This is a genomic window from Oceanibium sediminis, from assembly GCF_003265325.1.
In the GTDB taxonomy this organism is placed as follows: domain Bacteria; phylum Pseudomonadota; class Alphaproteobacteria; order Rhodobacterales; family Rhodobacteraceae; genus Halovulum; species Halovulum sediminis.
The window spans coordinates 38297-54868 of sequence record NZ_QGNX01000005.1; the positions used below are offsets into that span (position 1 = coordinate 38297).

Annotated in this window: 15 protein-coding genes; 7 read left to right on the top strand and 8 right to left on the bottom strand. The window is 65.6% G+C overall.

The features are described 5' to 3' along the window. Positions 1-6: 6 nt before the first annotated feature. The 4 genes from DJ029_RS13515 to DJ029_RS13530 all read right to left on the bottom strand — a co-directional run bounded on the left by DJ029_RS13515 (position 7) and on the right by DJ029_RS13530 (position 5064). A complete protein-coding gene (locus DJ029_RS13515) occupies positions 7-981 on the bottom strand; it encodes a thiamine pyrophosphate-dependent dehydrogenase E1 component subunit alpha (RefSeq protein ID WP_112323019.1) in 975 nt (324 codons plus the stop codon). 74 nt (positions 982-1055) lie between these two features. Continuing rightward, positions 1056-2354, bottom strand: coding sequence for a M24 family metallopeptidase (locus DJ029_RS13520; RefSeq protein WP_112323349.1), 1299 nt, complete (start codon positions 2352-2354; stop codon positions 1056-1058). A gap of 60 nt (positions 2355-2414) precedes the next feature. Further along, positions 2415-3224: an SDR family NAD(P)-dependent oxidoreductase gene (locus tag DJ029_RS13525; RefSeq protein ID WP_112323020.1), complete on the bottom strand. Its 810-nt coding sequence runs from the start codon at positions 3222-3224 to the stop codon at positions 2415-2417. A gap of 10 nt (positions 3225-3234) precedes the next feature. After that, the gene (locus DJ029_RS13530; protein WP_232823081.1) at positions 3235-5064 is read right to left on the bottom strand and encodes an extracellular solute-binding protein; all 1830 of its coding nucleotides are present in this window, start codon (positions 5062-5064) and stop codon (positions 3235-3237) included. Between the two features lie 213 nt (positions 5065-5277). Between DJ029_RS13530 and DJ029_RS13535 the strand changes: the two genes are divergently transcribed. The 5 genes from DJ029_RS13535 to DJ029_RS13555 all read left to right on the top strand — a co-directional run bounded on the left by DJ029_RS13535 (position 5278) and on the right by DJ029_RS13555 (position 10642). Next, entirely contained in the window at positions 5278-6240 is a 963-nt protein-coding gene (locus DJ029_RS13535; RefSeq protein ID WP_112323021.1) for a sugar ABC transporter substrate-binding protein, read from the top strand. Between the two features lie 85 nt (positions 6241-6325). After that, positions 6326-7123, top strand: a complete 798-nt coding sequence (locus DJ029_RS13540) for an SDR family oxidoreductase (RefSeq protein WP_112323351.1) — start codon at positions 6326-6328, stop codon at positions 7121-7123. A gap of 30 nt (positions 7124-7153) precedes the next feature. Further along, complete coding sequence (locus DJ029_RS13545; RefSeq protein ID WP_112323022.1) at positions 7154-8128, top strand: ABC transporter permease; 975 nt, start codon at positions 7154-7156, stop codon at positions 8126-8128. A 13-nt stretch (positions 8129-8141) separates the two neighbouring features. Next, a complete protein-coding gene (locus DJ029_RS13550; RefSeq protein WP_112323023.1) occupies positions 8142-9134 on the top strand; it encodes an ABC transporter permease in 993 nt (330 codons plus the stop codon). Continuing rightward, a complete protein-coding gene (locus DJ029_RS13555) occupies positions 9131-10642 on the top strand; it encodes a sugar ABC transporter ATP-binding protein (protein WP_112323024.1) in 1512 nt (503 codons plus the stop codon). Before DJ029_RS13550 ends, DJ029_RS13555 begins: the two co-directional genes overlap by 4 nt. Positions 10643-10717: 75 nt before the next feature. Here the strand turns inward: DJ029_RS13555 and DJ029_RS13560 are convergent, their stop codons facing one another. Further along, the gene (locus tag DJ029_RS13560; RefSeq protein WP_112323025.1) at positions 10718-11032 is read right to left on the bottom strand and encodes a DUF1127 domain-containing protein; all 315 of its coding nucleotides are present in this window, start codon (positions 11030-11032) and stop codon (positions 10718-10720) included. A 719-nt stretch (positions 11033-11751) separates the two neighbouring features. Between DJ029_RS13560 and rnk the strand changes: the two genes are divergently transcribed. Then, on the top strand, positions 11752-12198 hold the full coding sequence (rnk, locus tag DJ029_RS13565) for a nucleoside diphosphate kinase regulator (protein WP_112323026.1): 447 nt from the start codon (positions 11752-11754) through the stop codon (positions 12196-12198). Positions 12199-12350: 152 nt separating this feature from the next. Here rnk and DJ029_RS13570 read toward each other — a convergent pair whose 3' ends face one another. Beyond that, complete coding sequence (locus tag DJ029_RS13570) at positions 12351-13037, bottom strand: FadR/GntR family transcriptional regulator (protein ID WP_112323027.1); 687 nt, start codon at positions 13035-13037, stop codon at positions 12351-12353. Between the two features lie 87 nt (positions 13038-13124). Here DJ029_RS13570 and DJ029_RS13575 point away from each other — a divergent pair, with 87 nt between their 5' ends. Then, positions 13125-13874 carry a sulfite exporter TauE/SafE family protein gene (locus DJ029_RS13575; RefSeq protein WP_112323028.1) on the top strand — a complete coding sequence of 250 codons (750 nt, stop codon included), beginning with the start codon at positions 13125-13127 and terminating at the stop codon, positions 13872-13874. Between the two features lie 22 nt (positions 13875-13896). Here the strand turns inward: DJ029_RS13575 and DJ029_RS13580 are convergent, their stop codons facing one another. Then, positions 13897-15549, bottom strand: coding sequence for an alpha/beta hydrolase (locus tag DJ029_RS13580; protein WP_112323029.1), 1653 nt, complete (start codon positions 15547-15549; stop codon positions 13897-13899). Next, positions 15546-16571: an FUSC family protein gene (locus DJ029_RS13585; protein ID WP_112323030.1), complete on the bottom strand. Its 1026-nt coding sequence runs from the start codon at positions 16569-16571 to the stop codon at positions 15546-15548. Before DJ029_RS13585 ends, DJ029_RS13580 begins: the two co-directional genes overlap by 4 nt. Position 16572: the final 1 nt, after the last annotated feature.

Genomic DNA, 16572 nt, shown 5'->3' on the forward strand with positions numbered 1-16572 from the left:
CTCTCCTCAGTCCGCGTAAACGTGCATGTCCACTTCGGACACATCGGGGTAGGGGGCGGCTTCCGCATAGGCGACGGCCTCGGCGGCGGCTTTCTCGATCTCGGCGTTCATCGCCTCGATCTCCTCCTCCGAAGCGATGCCTTCCTCCACCAGGAAAGCGCGGAAGCGGATGATCGGGTCACGGTTCTGCTTCCAGTCCTTTTCCTCGTCCTTGGAGCGGTAGTATTCGCGGTTGATGTCGCCGACGTGGTGGCCGTGATAGCGATAGGTCATCAACTCGATAAAGAACGGGCCCTCGCCCTTGCGGGCCCGCGCGACCAGCTTCTGGGTCAGCGCGTTCACGGCCAGCACGTCCTGCCCGTCGACCTGGTGCGCCTCGATCCCGAAGGCTTCGGCGCGCGCGGTGATGGAGCCTGCGGCGATTTCTTCGGTCTTCGTGTACTCGGAATATCCGTTGTTCTCGCAGGCGTAGATGACCGGCAGCTTCCAGAGGGCGGCCATGTTCATCACCTCGTACATCAGACCCTGCGCGGTTGCGCCGTCGCCAAAGAAGCAGACGGTCACATCGTCATGCCCCAGAAGCTTTGCGCGCAGGGCAGAGCCGGTGGCGATCCCCATGGAGCCGCCAACGATGGCGTTCGCGCCAAGGTTCCCGTGCCCCTGGTCGGCGATATGCATCGAGCCGCCCTTGCCGCGGCAATAGCCCTCTTCCTTGCCCAGAAGCTCACAGAACATCGCCTTGAACTCGGCCCCCTTGGCGACGCAATGGCCATGGCCGCGGTGGGTCGAGGTGATGCGGTCGTCATCGGTCAGCGCCTCGCAAATGCCGACGGCGACGGCTTCCTCGCCCGAATACATGTGCGTCAGCCCCGGCATCTTGGCCGACAGGTAGAGCTGGTTCGCGTTGTCCTCGAAGGTGCGGATGCGCACCATCTGGCGGTACATCCGCAGGTAGTCGTCGGTGTTGGTCTTTGCTGGCATGATGTCCTCGTCGGGTTGCAGCCAACCCGCCCCGCGACAGGGAGAGGCGCCGCAGGGCAGGGGCGCGAAACCGCTCAGTAGCGGTTCGCGATGGGCAGTTCCTCGGCCGGGAACAGGCTGATCACTTCGCAGCCGGTATCGGTCACGACGACCTCTTCCTCGATCCGCGCGGCGGAATAGCCGTCCGCGGCCGGGCAATAGGTTTCCAGCGCGAAAACCATGCCGGTCTGGATCTCCATCGGGTGATCCAGGCTGACGGCGCGGCTGATGATCGGGCGTTCGTGCAGCGCCAGCCCCAGCCCGTGGCCGAACTGCAGGCCGAAGGCGGAATCCTCGTCGGGGAAGCCGAACTCCTCGGCCTTGGGCCAGGCTTGCGCCACCACGTCGGTGCTGACGCCGGGGCGGATCAGGTCGATGGAAGCATCGATCCACTCGCGCGCCTTCACGTAGGCGTCGTTCTGCGCCGACGTCGCGCGCCCGATGTTGAACGTCCGGTAATAGCAGGTGCGATAGCCCTGGTAGGACTGCAGAATATCGAAGAACGCCTGGTCGCCGGGGCGGAAATACCGGTCCGTGAAGTTGTGCGGATGCGGGTTGCACCGCTCGCCCGAGATGGCGTTGATCGCCTCCACGTCGTCCGAGCCCATTTCATAGAGCATCTTGTTGGACAGGGCGACGATGTCGTTTTCCCGCACGCCCGGTTTCAGCTCCTCGTAGATCATGTGATAGACGCCATCCACCATGCTTGCGGCCTGTGTCAGAAGCTGGATCTCGTCCCAGTTCTTGATCTCGCGCGCGGCGAGCATGATCTGCTGACCGTCGACGACGTTCAGCCCTTCCTCCTGAAGCGCGTGGAACATCGCCGTTTCCGCATAGTCGAGGCCGACGGGCATGTCGCCCATGCCCGCGTCACGGATCAGCCCCGCGATTTCCTTGGCGTATTTGCGCATCAGGCCGAATTCCGGCGGGATCGTGCCGCGCATGCCCACCACGCCGGCGCGGCAATGCTCGGGCTCCAACCAGTCGGAGAATTTCTTGTGGTGCATCGCGGCAGAGCCGAAGTCCCAGACGTAGGGGCTGTCATCGCCCGTCAGCAGGCAGAAGCGGCACATCTTGTCCCGCTCCCACTCGCCGATCTTGGTGGCAGAGACGTAGCGGATGTTGTTCACGTCGAACAGAAGCAGCGTGCCTGCGTTCGAGTTCTTCAACGCCTGCCGGGTCCGCGCCAGGCGGTAGCGGCGCAGGCGGTCATGATCGATGCGGCGCTCGAAATCGACCGAGGTGTGGCCCCAGGCAGGCAGGCGGCCTTCCCATCTCCAGTCCGGTTCAAGATCCTGCGGCGTCAGCAGGTTGGGCATGAGTGCGCGTGACATGATGTGCTCCTCCGGGCGCGGTGCGGCGCCGATCATTGTTTGATTTCAGGGTTTTGGACGTTACTGGATGCACCAGCCGCCATCGATGTGTATCATCTGGCCGGTCATGTAATCGCTGTCGTCGCTGGCCAGGAAAGACGCGGTGCCGGTGATGTCCTCGGGGTAGGACACCCGCTTGATCTGAAGCGCGTCGCGCACGATGTCCTCGTAGGCCTGGCCTTCCTTCTGCTTGAAGCCGATGTCGACCAGGTCCTTGTCCAGCTGCTCCCACAGCGGGGTCACGACCACGCCGGGCGCATAGCCGTTGACGGTGATGTTGTGCTCGGACAGGGCCAGCGCGCCGCAATGGGTCAGCGCCAGGCAGCCGTATTTCGAGGTACAGTAGACGGTCACATCCACCAGCGGCTTGCGCGACGCGATGGAGCCGACGTTGATCAGCTTGTAGGGGTGATCCTCCATCGGGCCCTGCTTGATCATCTGGCGGGCGGTTTCCTGCATGCCCAGCCACATCGCCTTGGTGTTGACGTTCATGATCATGTCCCAGTTGTCCTCATCGATATCCATGAAGAACCGGGGTTTGTTCAGGCCCGCGTTGAACAGGCCGACGTTGATCGAGCCGAAAGCATCCACCGTGGCCGCCACTGCGGCGGCGTTGTCCTCGCGCTTGGTCACGTCCATGCGGACCGCAATCGCCTTGCCATTGCCGTCACCGTTGATCTTGTCGGCCATCGCCTGCGCCGCGTCGCCGTCCAGGTCGCCGATGCAGACATTGGCCCCCTGCGCGGCAAAGCTTTCGGCATTGGCGGCACCCATGCCGCGGGCGGCCCCGGTGATCAGGATGTTCTTACCTTCAAGGCGTTTGGGGTCCATGTTTTCCTCCCTAATTAATCGGTTGTCGCATGATGTCTTCGGCGCGGGCCTGCACCCGGGCCAGGGCCTCACGCGGGGTGACGATCCCGCGCAGCATGTCGTGTAGTTCGTGCCCGCAGGCGCGGATGATGTCCGAGATCTGCGGAATCGGCGGGCGCGGCCAGAATTGCAGCTCGTCGCGCCAGGACATCTGGTCCACCACCTCGTAGATCGGCGACAGGCGGCGCACCTCGGGATCGGCACCGACGGAATAGCGCGGCGCGGTGCGGCTGCCATTCTGCGCGTAAAGCTTCTGCGCCCCGGGCGAGGTGAAGGCGACCAGCGCCTCGATCGTGTCCTCGACCCGCTCTTCCGCCAGGTTGGCGGGCACGCAAAAGACATAGCCCCCGACCGGGGCGATGGGTACGCCGGCGGGACCGTGAGGATGGGGCAGGTAGCCGGTGTTGCCATGGGCGGGGCAACTCTCGTCCAGCTCGAAATACGGGGCCAGCAGCGTGTAGCCATAGGCCATCGCCACCTGCCCGGCGGCAAAGGGGCGGACCCGCTCGTACCAGGACATCGACAGGATGTCGGGGGGCGAGAATTCCAGCAGCTGCATCAGGTAGTCCGCCGCCGCAAGGGCGCGGTCGGTGTCGAGCGTGGGGCGGAAATCCCGGTGCGCCAGGTGATCGGCGTCATAGCCGCCCGCGATCTGCGGGATATCGATGATCGGCTGCCCGAAGGCGGCGCAGGTCATGATGAACGTATGCCCCAGCGCCGTGCCGCGCGCCGCGTTCCAGGCCACCCCGTAGCGGCCGTGGCGGGGCTCGTGAAAGTGGCGGGACGCCGCGATCACCTGGTCCGTGGTGACGGGCGGTTCCAGCCCTTCATCGGCGAACCAGTCTTTGCGATAGAACATCAGCTCGGGCGTGGTCTGGCTGGGAACGCCGTAGGGCGTACCGTCCCAATGGGCCGCGCGCCAGCCAGCGGTGTGAAAGTCGGAGGGATCGAGCCGCTCGACATCCATCACCTCGGTCAGGGGGCGGATCACGCCACGTTCGACGAATTCGCCCAGCCAGGGCAGGTCGATGGCGATCAGGTCATAGCGGCTCTTGCTACGCTCGGCGTTGCGCAGGGCCTCTTCCCGCAGGCGATCGATGGAAAAGGCGCGCTGGTGGATATCGGTGCCGACAAGCTGTTCGAATTGCCGCTTGAGGGTGTCCATCACCATGAAGGTCGGATCCCCATGTACCAGGATGCGCAAGCCCCCCGGCGATTTCAGTGGCTGGGGCAGGGCGCTGGGCGGCGGGATGGTGGCGCGGCCCGCCTGGTAGGAACCGCCGTAGTAGTAGTTCGCGGCCTCATCGGTCTCGCGCACATCGTCAAAGGCGGTGCGCGCGATCCTGTCGAGCCGGTCGGACAGCTGGTTGAAGGTCTCCAGCAGGCGCGGGCTTGGATGCAGCGAGAAACTCTTGCCGCTCTTGGTGCGCGGGCGCTGCTCCACGAGGCCGGCCTCCCGGATCTCGGCCAGTTTGCGGGTCGCGGTCGCGTAGGGCACGCCCGAGGCCGACACCATGGAGGAGGGCGACACCACGCGCCCCTCGAAGTGGCTTCGCAGAAGGTGCAGGATCATGTTCAGATGCGGGTTCGGGGTTGTCGGCTCGATGGAGTTGTCCAGCTCGACGGCCAGATTCTGCAGGAACCGCACCACACGCTCCAACTCCGGGCTGGCTGCCACGGCATGCGTCGGCTCATTCGTGCCGTTGCTGGCCGAATGTCCGAAATAGATATTTTTCGCTGCGGTGGTTTGCATCTTACCGATTCTGGATGTGGTGGCGGGGCGTTTGCGCGAGTCGCTCATGGCGCTCCTTCCAAGAATTGTCGAAATGGATGTCCTGACAGTATGGCGGAAAAATTCATTTTGGATAATAATAAATCCAGAATGGACAAGTTCGGGGCCTTTGCTATGTCCCGAAATCGCGCTGGATAAAGCGGAGATTGCACCGGGATTCGACCGGGCTGGGAGGACAGCGGCAATCTGCGGAACAAACGACCCCAAGGGAGGACCGAAAAAATGAAGAAGACACTCGCCGCAACGCTCGTTGCAACAACCGCACTCTCCGGCGCCGCGCTGGCGGATGCGCACAGCGGGAAGTTCACGATCGGCATCACGCAGAACAACGTCGGCGTCGACAGCTACCAGACCACCTATGAAAAGGCGTTCATCGAGGCGGCGGCGGCCAACGACATGGTGGAAACCGTCGTGCTGGATGCGGGCGGCGACGTGGCCCGACAGATCGCCCAGATGGAGGACCTGATTCAGCAGGAAGTCGATGCCATCATCATCTGGCCGACCAACGGCGAGGCGGTGATCCCCGCCGTGCGCAAGGCGCACAGCGCCGATATTCCGGTGATCGTGACCAACTCGAACATCGCCGAAGCGGGCTTCGACTTCGTCGCCAGCTTCTCGGGGCCGGACAACATCACGCAGGGGTCCCGCTCTGCCGAGATCATGTGCGACAAGTTCAAGGACATGGGGATCGAGAACGAAGCCCGCGTCGTGCAAATCTCCGGTCAGCCCGGCTACACCACCGCGATCGAACGCGCCAAGGGCTTCGAGGATCGCCTGCCCGAGGTGTGCCCCAACGTGACCCTGGTCGAAACCCAGCCCGGTGACTGGAACCGCGAGAAGTCACAGCAGGTGATGGAAGCCTTCCTCGTCAAGTATGACGACATTGACGGTGTCTACGCCGGCGATGACAACATGGGCGTCGGCGCGCTGAACGCCGCAAAGGCCGCGGGCCGCGCGGGGGACATCATCTTCGTGGGCGCGACCAACTTCTCGGTCGGCTACGAGGCGATGGCCGCCGGCGACTACTGGGGCTCGATCTACCAGTCCCCGGTCGATGACGCCGAGGCGGCGCTGCAAACCGCCATCGACGTGTTGAGCGGCAAGGACGTGCCGTTCCTCAACTACTTCGACACGCCGAAGATCACCCAGGACAACATGGGCGAGTTCTCCAAGCCCGTCTTCTGATCTTCTCCCCGGAGCGCGCGGGTCGGGTGCTGCCTGCCCCGCGCGTTTTTCGCAGTCACGACGAAACCAAGAACGGATGGACGCGATGCCCGATGTCTCGGGGAGGTCCTGTATCGTCACCGGCGCCGCGCAGGGCATAGGCCGCGCGATCGCCGAGGCGCTTCTGGACGAGGGCGCCAATGTGTGCCTGGCCGATATCAACGCCGCCAAGGTGGCCGAGGCGGCCGACGCCAACAAGGCGCGCGCGGCGGATCACGGCGGCAAGGTCACCCATGCGGCGGTGGACGTGACGGACCGCGACCAGGTCCGCGCCATGATCGCCCACGCGGTGGATGTGTTCGGCAGGCTCGACGTCAAGTTCAACAACGCCGGCATCAACAAGCCGATGAACTTCCTCGACGTGACCGAGGATAACTGGAACAGGATCATGGGCGTGAACGGCCTCGGCTGCCTGATCGGCATGCAGGAAGCCGCGCGCCAGATGATCGCCCAGGGGGGCGGCGGCAAGATCATCAACACCGCCAGCATCGCCAGCCGGCAGGGCTTTGACAATGTCGCCCCCTATTGCGCCAGCAAATGGGCGGTCGTGTCGCTGACGCAGTCCGGCGCGCGCGACCTGGCAAAGCATGATATCACGGTCACCGGCTTCGCGCCCGGCGTGGTCGCCACGGAAATGTGGGACCAGGTGGACCGTGACTTGATGGACATCGGGGCCGCCGAGCGCCCCGGTCAGGCAATGGAAGAATTCTCGTCCGAGATCCTGAAGGGACGCGTGGCGAGGCCAGAGGATATTACCGGGACCACGACGTTCCTGGCGTCCCGCGCCAGCGACTACATGACCGGGCAAATCGTAATGATCGACGGGGGAATGACGCTGGTCTGACAGCGCTGGCCCGCACATGGGGAGGGGAAGATGGCGGAACTGACAAGAGGTGGCGTCGGGGGCTTTCTGGCCCGGCAGGGAATACTGGTGGCGTTCGCGGTGTTCATGGTCGGCTTCGCGCTGGCCAACCAGCGCTTCATCGCGGTGGACAACATTTCTGGCGTGATACGCTCGTCGGCCATCCTCGGGGTCATGGCGCTCGGCGTCACCTTCGTGGTGATCGGGGGCAACCTGGATCTTTCCGTCGGCTCGATGATGTCCTTTTCGACGATTGTCGTTCTGGACTTGCATGACAAGCTGGGCCCGGCGCTGGCGATCCCGGCGATGTTCGCGCTGACGCTCGCGCTCGGGGCGTTCATCGGCTTTCTTGTCGGTTACCTGAAGCTGAATTCGCTGATCGTCACGTTGGGTATGTTATCGGCGATCCACGGGCTGACGCTGACCTGGTCGGGCGGCAAGAACATGGACATCGCCGACAAGGAAGGCACCTGGTTCGCGATCTTCGGTCAAGGTGAGGTGATCGGCATCCCGGTGCCGATCCTGATTTTCGCCCTGCTGGCCGTGGTGCTGAGCCTGATCCTTGGGAAAACCCCCTTCGGGCGCAAGATCTATGCCGTGGGGGGCAACGGGCAGGCGGCGACGTTCTCTGGCATTCCCCGCGCCCGCGTCGTGTTCCTGACCTACGTCATGTCGGCCTTCTGCGTGGCCACGGCCGGGTTGTTGCAGGCCAGCCGCAGCCTTGGCAGTCAGAACACCGTCGGCCAGGGGATGGAGCTTGAGGTGCTGGCCGCCGTCATCCTGGGCGGCGCGTCGCTTCTGGGGGGCTCGGGCACCATCTTCAAGACGGTGATCGGGGTGCTGATCCTCGGCTTCATCCAGAACGGCCTGCTGTTGGTCGGGCTGGAATTCTACGTCCAGTACGTCGTGACCTGGGTGATCATCATCCTGGCGGTCTGGCTGGATATCGCGGCGAAACGCGGCCGCCTGCTTTCACCGATAGCCTGAGGGGGGACACGACATGACCAAGGAAACCATCCTCAAGCAAGGCGGGATCTGGGCCTTCATCGTGGTCGAGCTGATCTTCTTTTCGGTCGCGGGGGAATACCTGTCGGTGTCCGACAAGGCGTTCATGGACTTCGACAACATGCTGCTCCTGCTCAAGCAGTCCGCGCCGATCGGCATCATTGCGCTGGGCATGACGATCATCATGATCAACGGCAACATCGACCTGTCGGTTGGCGCGACCTTCGCGCTGTCGGCGGTGGTGCTGCTGGACAGCATGACCTGGCCCTTCATGGCCGCCATGGGCGACTGGTCCATCCCGCTGGCCTGGGGTTTTGCCCTGCTGACGGGCGTGATCTTGGGCGCGGTGAACGGGCTCTTGGTCTGGAAGACCGGGGTGGACGCCTTCATCGTCACCCTCGGCTCCATGCTCGGCTATCGCGGGCTGGTCTTCATGTACAACGGCGAGCAGCCCACCAGCCACCTGAACTGGACGCTGGTGGACTTCGCCGAGGCGCAGTTCCTGGGCCTGCACACGGCGACATGGTTCCTTCTGGTGGCGGCGTTCGTGCTGTGGTTCCTGATGACCCGGACGGTGCACGGGCGCAACGCCTATGCCATCGGCAACAACCGCGAGGCGGCGGTGAACGCGGGTATCCGCGTCGGCCCGCACATCATGTGGAACTTCGTCCTGATCGGCTTCCTCGCCTCGCTCTCGGCGGTGGTGTTCTACTCCGAAAGCGGCTCGGTGAACCCCAATGACGGGATGCTCTACGAGCTTTGGGCGATCACAGCCGTCGTGCTTGGCGGGACCAAGCTGACGGGGGGCTACGGCTCCATCATCTCGACGCTGGGCGGGGTCATCGCGATCCAGCTTCTGCGCAAGGGCCTGGGCCACATCGGCGCGGATACGGAAACCGTTAACCTGGTGATCGGGCTGATCCTGATCGCGGTGCTGTTCCTTGACCGGCAGCTGAACCGCAAGGGCAAGGAGGAGTTGAAGATATGACCGACCCAATCCCCGTTCTGCGCCTGGAGGATATCGTCAAGACCTTCCCCGGCGTGCGCGCGCTCGACGGAGTCTCGCTCAGTGTCCTGCCCGGAGAGGTGCATGCGCTGATGGGCGAGAACGGTGCTGGCAAGTCGACGCTGATGAAAGTGCTCGGCGGCATCCTTCAGCCCAACGAGGGGCAGATCTTCATCGAGGAGGAGCCCACCGTCATGACCTCGCCCATGCACGCGAAAGCCAAGGGCGTGGTCTTCATCCACCAGGAACTCAGCCTCGCGGATGAATTGAGCGTGGCCGAGAACATCTTCCTCGGCGAATTGCCCCTGAAGTCCATGGGGCGGGTGGACTGGAAGAAGCTGTACGCGGACACGGACGCGATCCTGAAGACCCTGAACGTCGGTTTTGACGCCAGGACGCGGGTGGGGGACCTGTCCATCGCCAACCAGCAGATGGTGGAAATCGCCCGCGCGCTGACCGTCGATCCGCGCGCGGTGATCTTCGACGAGCCGACCGCCTCGCTGACGGATGCGGAAAAGGTCGTGCTGTTCGACGTGATCTCGGAACTGCAAGCCAAGTGCGTGGGGATCATCTACATCTCTCATCGCATGGAAGAGATCTTCAAGATGACCGACCGGATCAGCGTTCTGCGCGACGGCCAGTATCGCGGCACGCTGATCACCGCCGACACGAACGAGGACGAGGTGACGCAGCTGATGATCGGGCGCAGCCTGGACCTGTCGCGCAGCGCGTCCGAGCATGAATTGGGCGATGTCGCGCTCGAGGTGCGCGACCTCAGCTGCGGGGATCTGTTCCGGAACGTCAGCTTTTCCGTGCGCCGGGGCGAGGTGCTGGGCTTTTACGGCCTCGTCGGCGCGGGCCGCACCGAGATTGCCGAGACGATCTTCGGTCTGCGCGCGCCGACCGGGGGCAAGATCCTGCTGAACCGGGAAGAGGTGCGCATCACATCGCCCATCGACGCGATCCGGCACGGCATCTCGCTGGTGCCGGAGGATCGCAAGGCGCAGGGGCTGGTGCTGGGCATGAACTGCCGGGACAACATGACCTTGCCCCAGGTCGACGACCTGACCGCCGGCCCCTTCGTCAGCGACGGGGCCGAGGTGGCGATCTTCGATCAGTACCGCGACAAGCTGGACATCCGCACGCCCGGCTGGCGGCAGACCGTGGGTAACCTGTCGGGCGGCAACCAGCAGAAGATCGTGATCGGCAAATGGCTGTCGATGCGCCCCGAGGTGCTGATCGTGGACGAACCCACGCGCGGTATCGACGTCGGCTCGAAGTCGGAAATCCACAACCTGATCCGCGCGCTCGCCGCGCAGGGCTACGCGGTGATCGTCATCAGCTCGGAAATGCCGGAGGTCCTGCATGTCTCGGACCGGATCGTGGCCATGTTCTCGGGCGAGGTGGTGCGCGAGTTCACCGCCGAGGAAGTGACCGAAGACAGCCTGATCCAGGCGATCTCGGGCATACGGGGCGACAAGGTGGCCTGAGGCCCCGGGAAGTCATCCCCTTGCAGGAAAGGCGCGCCACCGGCGATCCGGTGGCGCGCTTGCTTTGAAGCGGTGTTAAGCCGCGTCGCGGAAGGCGGCGTCGTAACGTGCGTCCCTTACAACCGGGCGCAGCTGTGCCGGGGCTTCCGGGGCCAGGTTCAGGTCGCGCCGGGTCAGCTCGTCCGCCCGGCGGGGAATGTCGGCGCGCTCGATGCCGATATCCTGCAGCAGGCGGTCGTCCATGGCCGACAGAACGGCGACCAGGCGGCCCCGCTGCCAGCGCTGAAACGCCCGGCTCAGCCAGGAACCGGTCTTGCGGCGGGTGGTTGCGGTTACGGTTTCGAGGTTCCGTTTCTTGACGTAGTCACGGTGGGACAGGACAGGGTGCATTTTTACTCTCCGATTCAGAAGGCGCTGAAGAAATGACGAACAGCGCCGCGCCCGATGGCGCAGACGCTTCCGTCGCAATGTATTCGGTAGTCGGTCAGACAATCCCCGGACGACGGGACAGCCCCACGAGAGGGGCGGCCGCGTCCGGGATTACCGGCGGTTCAGCAGCTTTTCCGCAACTTGCGGAAACCTCGTATGAAGCCTGAAGGTTGTCATGGGCTGTAGATGCGCCTGACGGCCGTGGAATTCAATACCGGGATCGATGCCTTTATTGCATAACCGGAATGTAGGCGGCGCAGGGCTGTTTCGACGCGGGCGTCGCCCGGCGTGAAATCGGCGGCGTCACCGGGGCCGCACGGGGGGCCGCACGGGGCGATTGACTTACAATGGGCGAGCGCCTAGCTCTTGGGGATGTTGGCTCATGCAGATCATTTCCGGTTTCTTCTGCTGAACCGCCCGTTCCCCCGGGTGGTCTAGGCGCGGCTGCGCCCGCCATGCCCCCCGGGGTCTTCTGACAACTTCCTTTTTACACGGGTGACGCTCCGTCGTCTGAGGCGTGGCCATGTCTGCCACTCATCCGCCCCAGACCGGGTCCAGACCCAGGCGCCGGCCCTGGCCGGTTCGTCCGCATATCCATGATGTGCTGACCGGTTCGCAACCGGCAGCCTGACGCCGAAGCCAGATACCAATCTCTCACGCTCCTGAAAGGGGATCGTCCGATGACCACTGAAACCAAGACTCCCGTCCGCAGGCGCAGCACGCGCAAGCCCAAGATCGTCATCAACGCCAAGGACCTCGTCCATATCGAGGCCCTTGCCGAGGGGGCGATGCAGCGTAACCCCGAGTTGGCCGACCGCCTGCTCGACGAGATCGGGCGTGCCCGGGTCGTTGCCGACGCGAAGATGCCGAAAACCGTTGTCGGGATCGGCAGCACCCTGACCTATGTCGACGAGACGAGCGGCCAGGAGCGGCGCGTGACCCTGGTCTATCCCGAGGATGCCGACATCGCGCGCCAGCGGGTATCCGTGATGACGCCCATCGGCGTAGCCCTGCTGGGCCTGTCCGAGGGCGCGTCCTTCCACTGGGAAACCCGTGACGGGCAGCGCCGCATGCTGACGGTCACCCGCGTCGAGCAGCCTGATCCGGTGGAGGGTGCAAAGGCGTGATGCCGCCCCGGCCGGACACGGCCGACCCCGAACCCGACCACCCGCCCCGAAGCGCGGCCCCCTGACATGATCGTCGCCGGGGCAGGGCGGCGGGGCGGGTGGCGCTTTCCGGCGGCATCCTCCGCCGGTTTTCCCGCCCGTGATGCGGGGGCTCAGCCCTCGCCGCGCATGGCCGCCTCGATCACCGCGAGGTGCCGCGCCATCGCCGCGAAGGCGGCGTCGGGGTCCGCGGCGGCGATCGCGTCGACGATGTCGCCATGCTGGTCGCTGTGCCCGGTGCGGAACTCGTCCGCGCCGAGGCGCCGGTAGGTGCGATACCAGCCGCGTTGCCATGCGGCGCGGCGGCGCGTTCCCGAAAGATAGTCCAGTAGGCCGATCAGCACCGGGTTGCCAGCGGTCTGCGCCAGCGCCCTGTGGAAGGCGTCATCCGCCTGTTCGCAAGCCGCGCTGTCGGGCGCGGCGTGCCCGTCCGCCACCTTTCGGCGCAGGTAGGCCACGTCCGGCGGGTCTGCCCGGCGCGCGGCCTCGGCCGCGACCTGCGGTTCGACCAGCATGCGCGCGCGCATCAGGTCGGGCGGCGTCACGCCTTCCAGCAAGACGGTTTCGCGCAGGGGCAGGTGGCGTGGGCGGGGGCCGCGGAAAGTGCCCTGTCCGACGTGGCGCCAGAGCTCTCCGTCGCGCTCCAACGCGGCGAGCGCGTTGCGCAGGGTCTGACGGCTGCAGTCCAGCCGCTGTGACAGGTCACGCTCGGCCGGCAGCCTGTCCCCGGCGCAGGGGGCCAGTTGGTCCAGCGTGTCGCGAAGCTGTGCGCTGATCGTCGCCGTGTTATGTCTGACCATGGGTCCGCCTTTCGATGCGTACCAATTTGCAGACCAATCATCCTTCATGCAAGCAGGGCGACACCGACCTTCGAAAGGAATCCCGGAATGTTCGAGTTCGTCCTTCTCTGCGTTGCGGGGTTCGCCGCGGGTGTGCTCAACGCCGTTGCGGGCGGGGGCACCTTCCTGAGCCTGCCGGCGCTGATCTATGTCGGCGTGCCCCCGGTCAGCGCCAATGCGACGGCGACCCTGATCGCGCTGCCCGGCTATCTGAGCAGCGCCTGGGGCTTTCGCGACGACATGCAGGCCGAGGGCAGCCTTGGCCTGCGCGAGATCCTTCTGGTGGCGGCGCTCGGCAGCATCATCGGCGCACTTCTGCTGATCGTCACCCCGGGCGAGACGTTCCTCTGGGTCGTGCCCTGGCTGCTGCTTCTGGCGACAATCCTGTTCGCGAGCGGCCCGTACCTGCTGGCCGCCGTGCGCCGGCGCGGTCTGGGGGACGCGGGGCCGGTGCTGTCGGCGGGCGCGATCCTGGCGGTGTCGATCTACGGGGGCTACTTCAACGGCGGTCTCGGGATCATGCTGCTCGCCACCTTCGGGCTGATCGGCTATCGCAACCTGCACGGGATGAACGGGCTGAAGAACGTTCTCGCGGTCGTGCTGTCGCTGATCTCGGCGCTTGCCTTCATCGCCGCCGGGTTGATCGTCTGGGACCTGGCGCTGGGCATGGCGGTGAGCGCGGCGCTGGGCGGCTACGTCGGCGCGCGGATGAGCCGGCGGATCGTCAGGACAGACCTGTTGCGCCACTTCGTGACCGGGGTCGGGGCCACGATGGCGCTGGCCTTCTTCCTGACCTGATCGCGCGCCGCGCCTGCAAGGGCTACCGGTGGTCGCAGCCGATCTGGAACCCGCTGTCGCAATGCGCGATCAGGCGCGCGGTGTCCGCGTCGCTCCAGTTGCGCGGCTCTGTGACGGCGACCCAGGGCCCGACGTAGTCCGCGCCGTAGTAGGAATGCCCGTGACCCGCAGGCGCTGCCGTCGACAGGGCCATGTCCACCGCCAGCTGGAACTGCGTCACCACCGGCATGAAACGCATGTCGGGCGAGACGTCCGGGGCGGGCGCTTCGTTCATCCAGGACGGCGCGCGGAACAGGGATGCGGGCTCGTAGAACACGATCGGATCGCTGGCGTATTGCAGGTAGACGAGGCGCATGTTGCCCCATCCCTCCGGTCCGCCAGCGCTTTGGGTATGCGACGCGAAGCGTACCAGCCGCCCGTCGCCCAGCACCGGGGCGACGAAGGGGCTGTCGGGGTTGCGCGATTCCACTACCCCCTGCCAGGTGGCCGAGGGGAACGGCGGCCCCGCCCAGAGCGCGCCGTTGATCGGATCGTCCAGCAGCGCGAACAGGTCCGTCCCGTGCATCGAGGACCAAGCCCCAAGGCTGAGCCCGTGGATGTAGAGCCGCGGCCTTGTGTCCTTCGGCAGGTCGCGCCAGTAGCGATGGACCGCGCCGATCAGCGCCTCCGCCTGGTCGAGGCCGGCGCGCGTCTCAAGGATCAGGGCAAGGGGCGATTGCAGGTAGGAATACTGCACGGCGACCGTCGCGATATCGCCGCCGTGCATGTACTCGACCGGATCGACCGCACCGGGGTCGAGCCAGCCGGTGCCCGTGGGCAGGGCCACGATCAGCACCTCGCGCTCGAAGCCGCCCTGGCGCTTCAGCTCCTCCAGGGCGACCTTGGCGCGCTCTTCCGGGGTGTCCGCCTGGGCAAGGCCGACGTAGATGCGGATCGGGCGCTTCGCGTCGCGCCCGGTGAAGGCGGCGATATCGGCGGCGTCCGGTCCCGATGTCACGTAGTTCCGCCCCGGCTGGCCGAGCGCGCCCCAGTCCACAAGTGAGCCCGGCCCGCCGGTCACGCCCGCCAGCTCGGGGGCGGGGGGCGCGGTGTCGAACAGCTCCTGCGCTTTGGTGAACGAGGTGTCGAGCGCGGTAATCACCCGATCCAGCACCCCGTCGCGGGTGGCGACCAGCAGGAAAAGCGCCGTCAGGACGAACCCCGCGACATTGGCCGCCCGCGCGGGCATGTAGCGATACAGCCGGACGCGGACGCGATCGAACAGCCATTGCAGCGCGATCCCGACGAGGACCAGCAGCACGAAGACAACGGCTGCCAGCAGGACGGTCTTGAGCGTGTGCGCATTCTCGAGCAGGGGCATGCCCATCCGCTCGCGGATGCCGTTCTGCCAGTCGTTGGTTCTGAACAGGTTCACGCCCAGGATCAGCGCTACGGGCACGCCGACCACCAGCCGCAGCGCGGTGGCGGTGCGCCCGGACGGCTCGCGCAGCTCCATCAGCCGCCAGATGGAGATCATGCCCCGCCCGATCATGTAGCCAAGCGCCGTGACCAGCCCACCGAGCCCCCCCTGCACGACCCAGTCGCGCGGGATCAGCGTCGGCGTCAGCGAGGCGGCGAAGAACAGCAGCCCCAGCGCCAGCGGCAGGACGTATACGTGACGGCGGATCTTTTTCATGAAGTCTCCGTGAGGGGCGCGCCGCGCCAGTTCGTCAGCCCGTCGAGCAGCGCCACGGCGAAAGCGGCCGAGAATGCTCCGGCCAGGGTCAGAACGATGCGCGTGAAGGTGGCATAGCCCGGGTCCTGGGTGCTGAGCGCCCCGGCGACGATCGCCAGCGCAACCGAGAAGGCGTATTGGTAGACCATGCTCTGGTGCCGCCCGAACAGCATCTTCTGGCCCAGCCACAGCCCGCCGAGGAAGATCAGGACCAGCAGCACCGGCAGATGCGGGCTCAGCAGGAACAGCCCGAGCACCGCCATCGCCACCGCGCCGCCGTAAAACGTCGCGCGGACGCGCTGCAACGCCTCGGAAAACACCGCGCGGCGGGTGGGGAAGACCAGCACCATCGCCGCGACCACGGCCATCATCAGGTCAGAGGGCTGCATCACCGCGTAAAGCCAGAAGCTGAGGGCCAGCAGCACCGTCGCGCGGATCGCCGCGCCGACGGTCGCGTTGCCGCGCCCGGGCGTCGGATCGTCCACGTGTTTCGCCTGGGTTCTTGCCGGCACCAGCCAGTAGACCAGCAGCCCCACCACCAGCGTGACCAGCGCGGCCTGGGTGAACCCGTCGCGCAGGGCCTCGACCGTCGCGTTGCCATGCATCCCCATGACAGAGATCAGCACCGTGATGATGACGATCAGCATCCCGGCCTGCGTGCCCGAGCGCAGGATCAACAGGAAACCGGCGAAATAAAGCGCCCACATCGCGGTGACATAGACCAGTGGCATCGGGCGCAGCCATTCGACGAACCAGGTCATGATCCAGGGCATGACGATCATCGCGAGGACGCCGCCGATCAGCTTGGCCGGATCGAACGCCTTGCGCTGCGCCCCGATCAGCCCCACGGGCAGCGCCGCGACGATCGGGGGCAGCGCGGGGTTCAGCAGCGGGATCGCGGCGAAGGCCAGCGCGCCGGTCAGCCCGAGGCGCAGCCCGAAGTTCGGATCCTCACGCGCGTCGGGTCTGGGGGTGACATACATG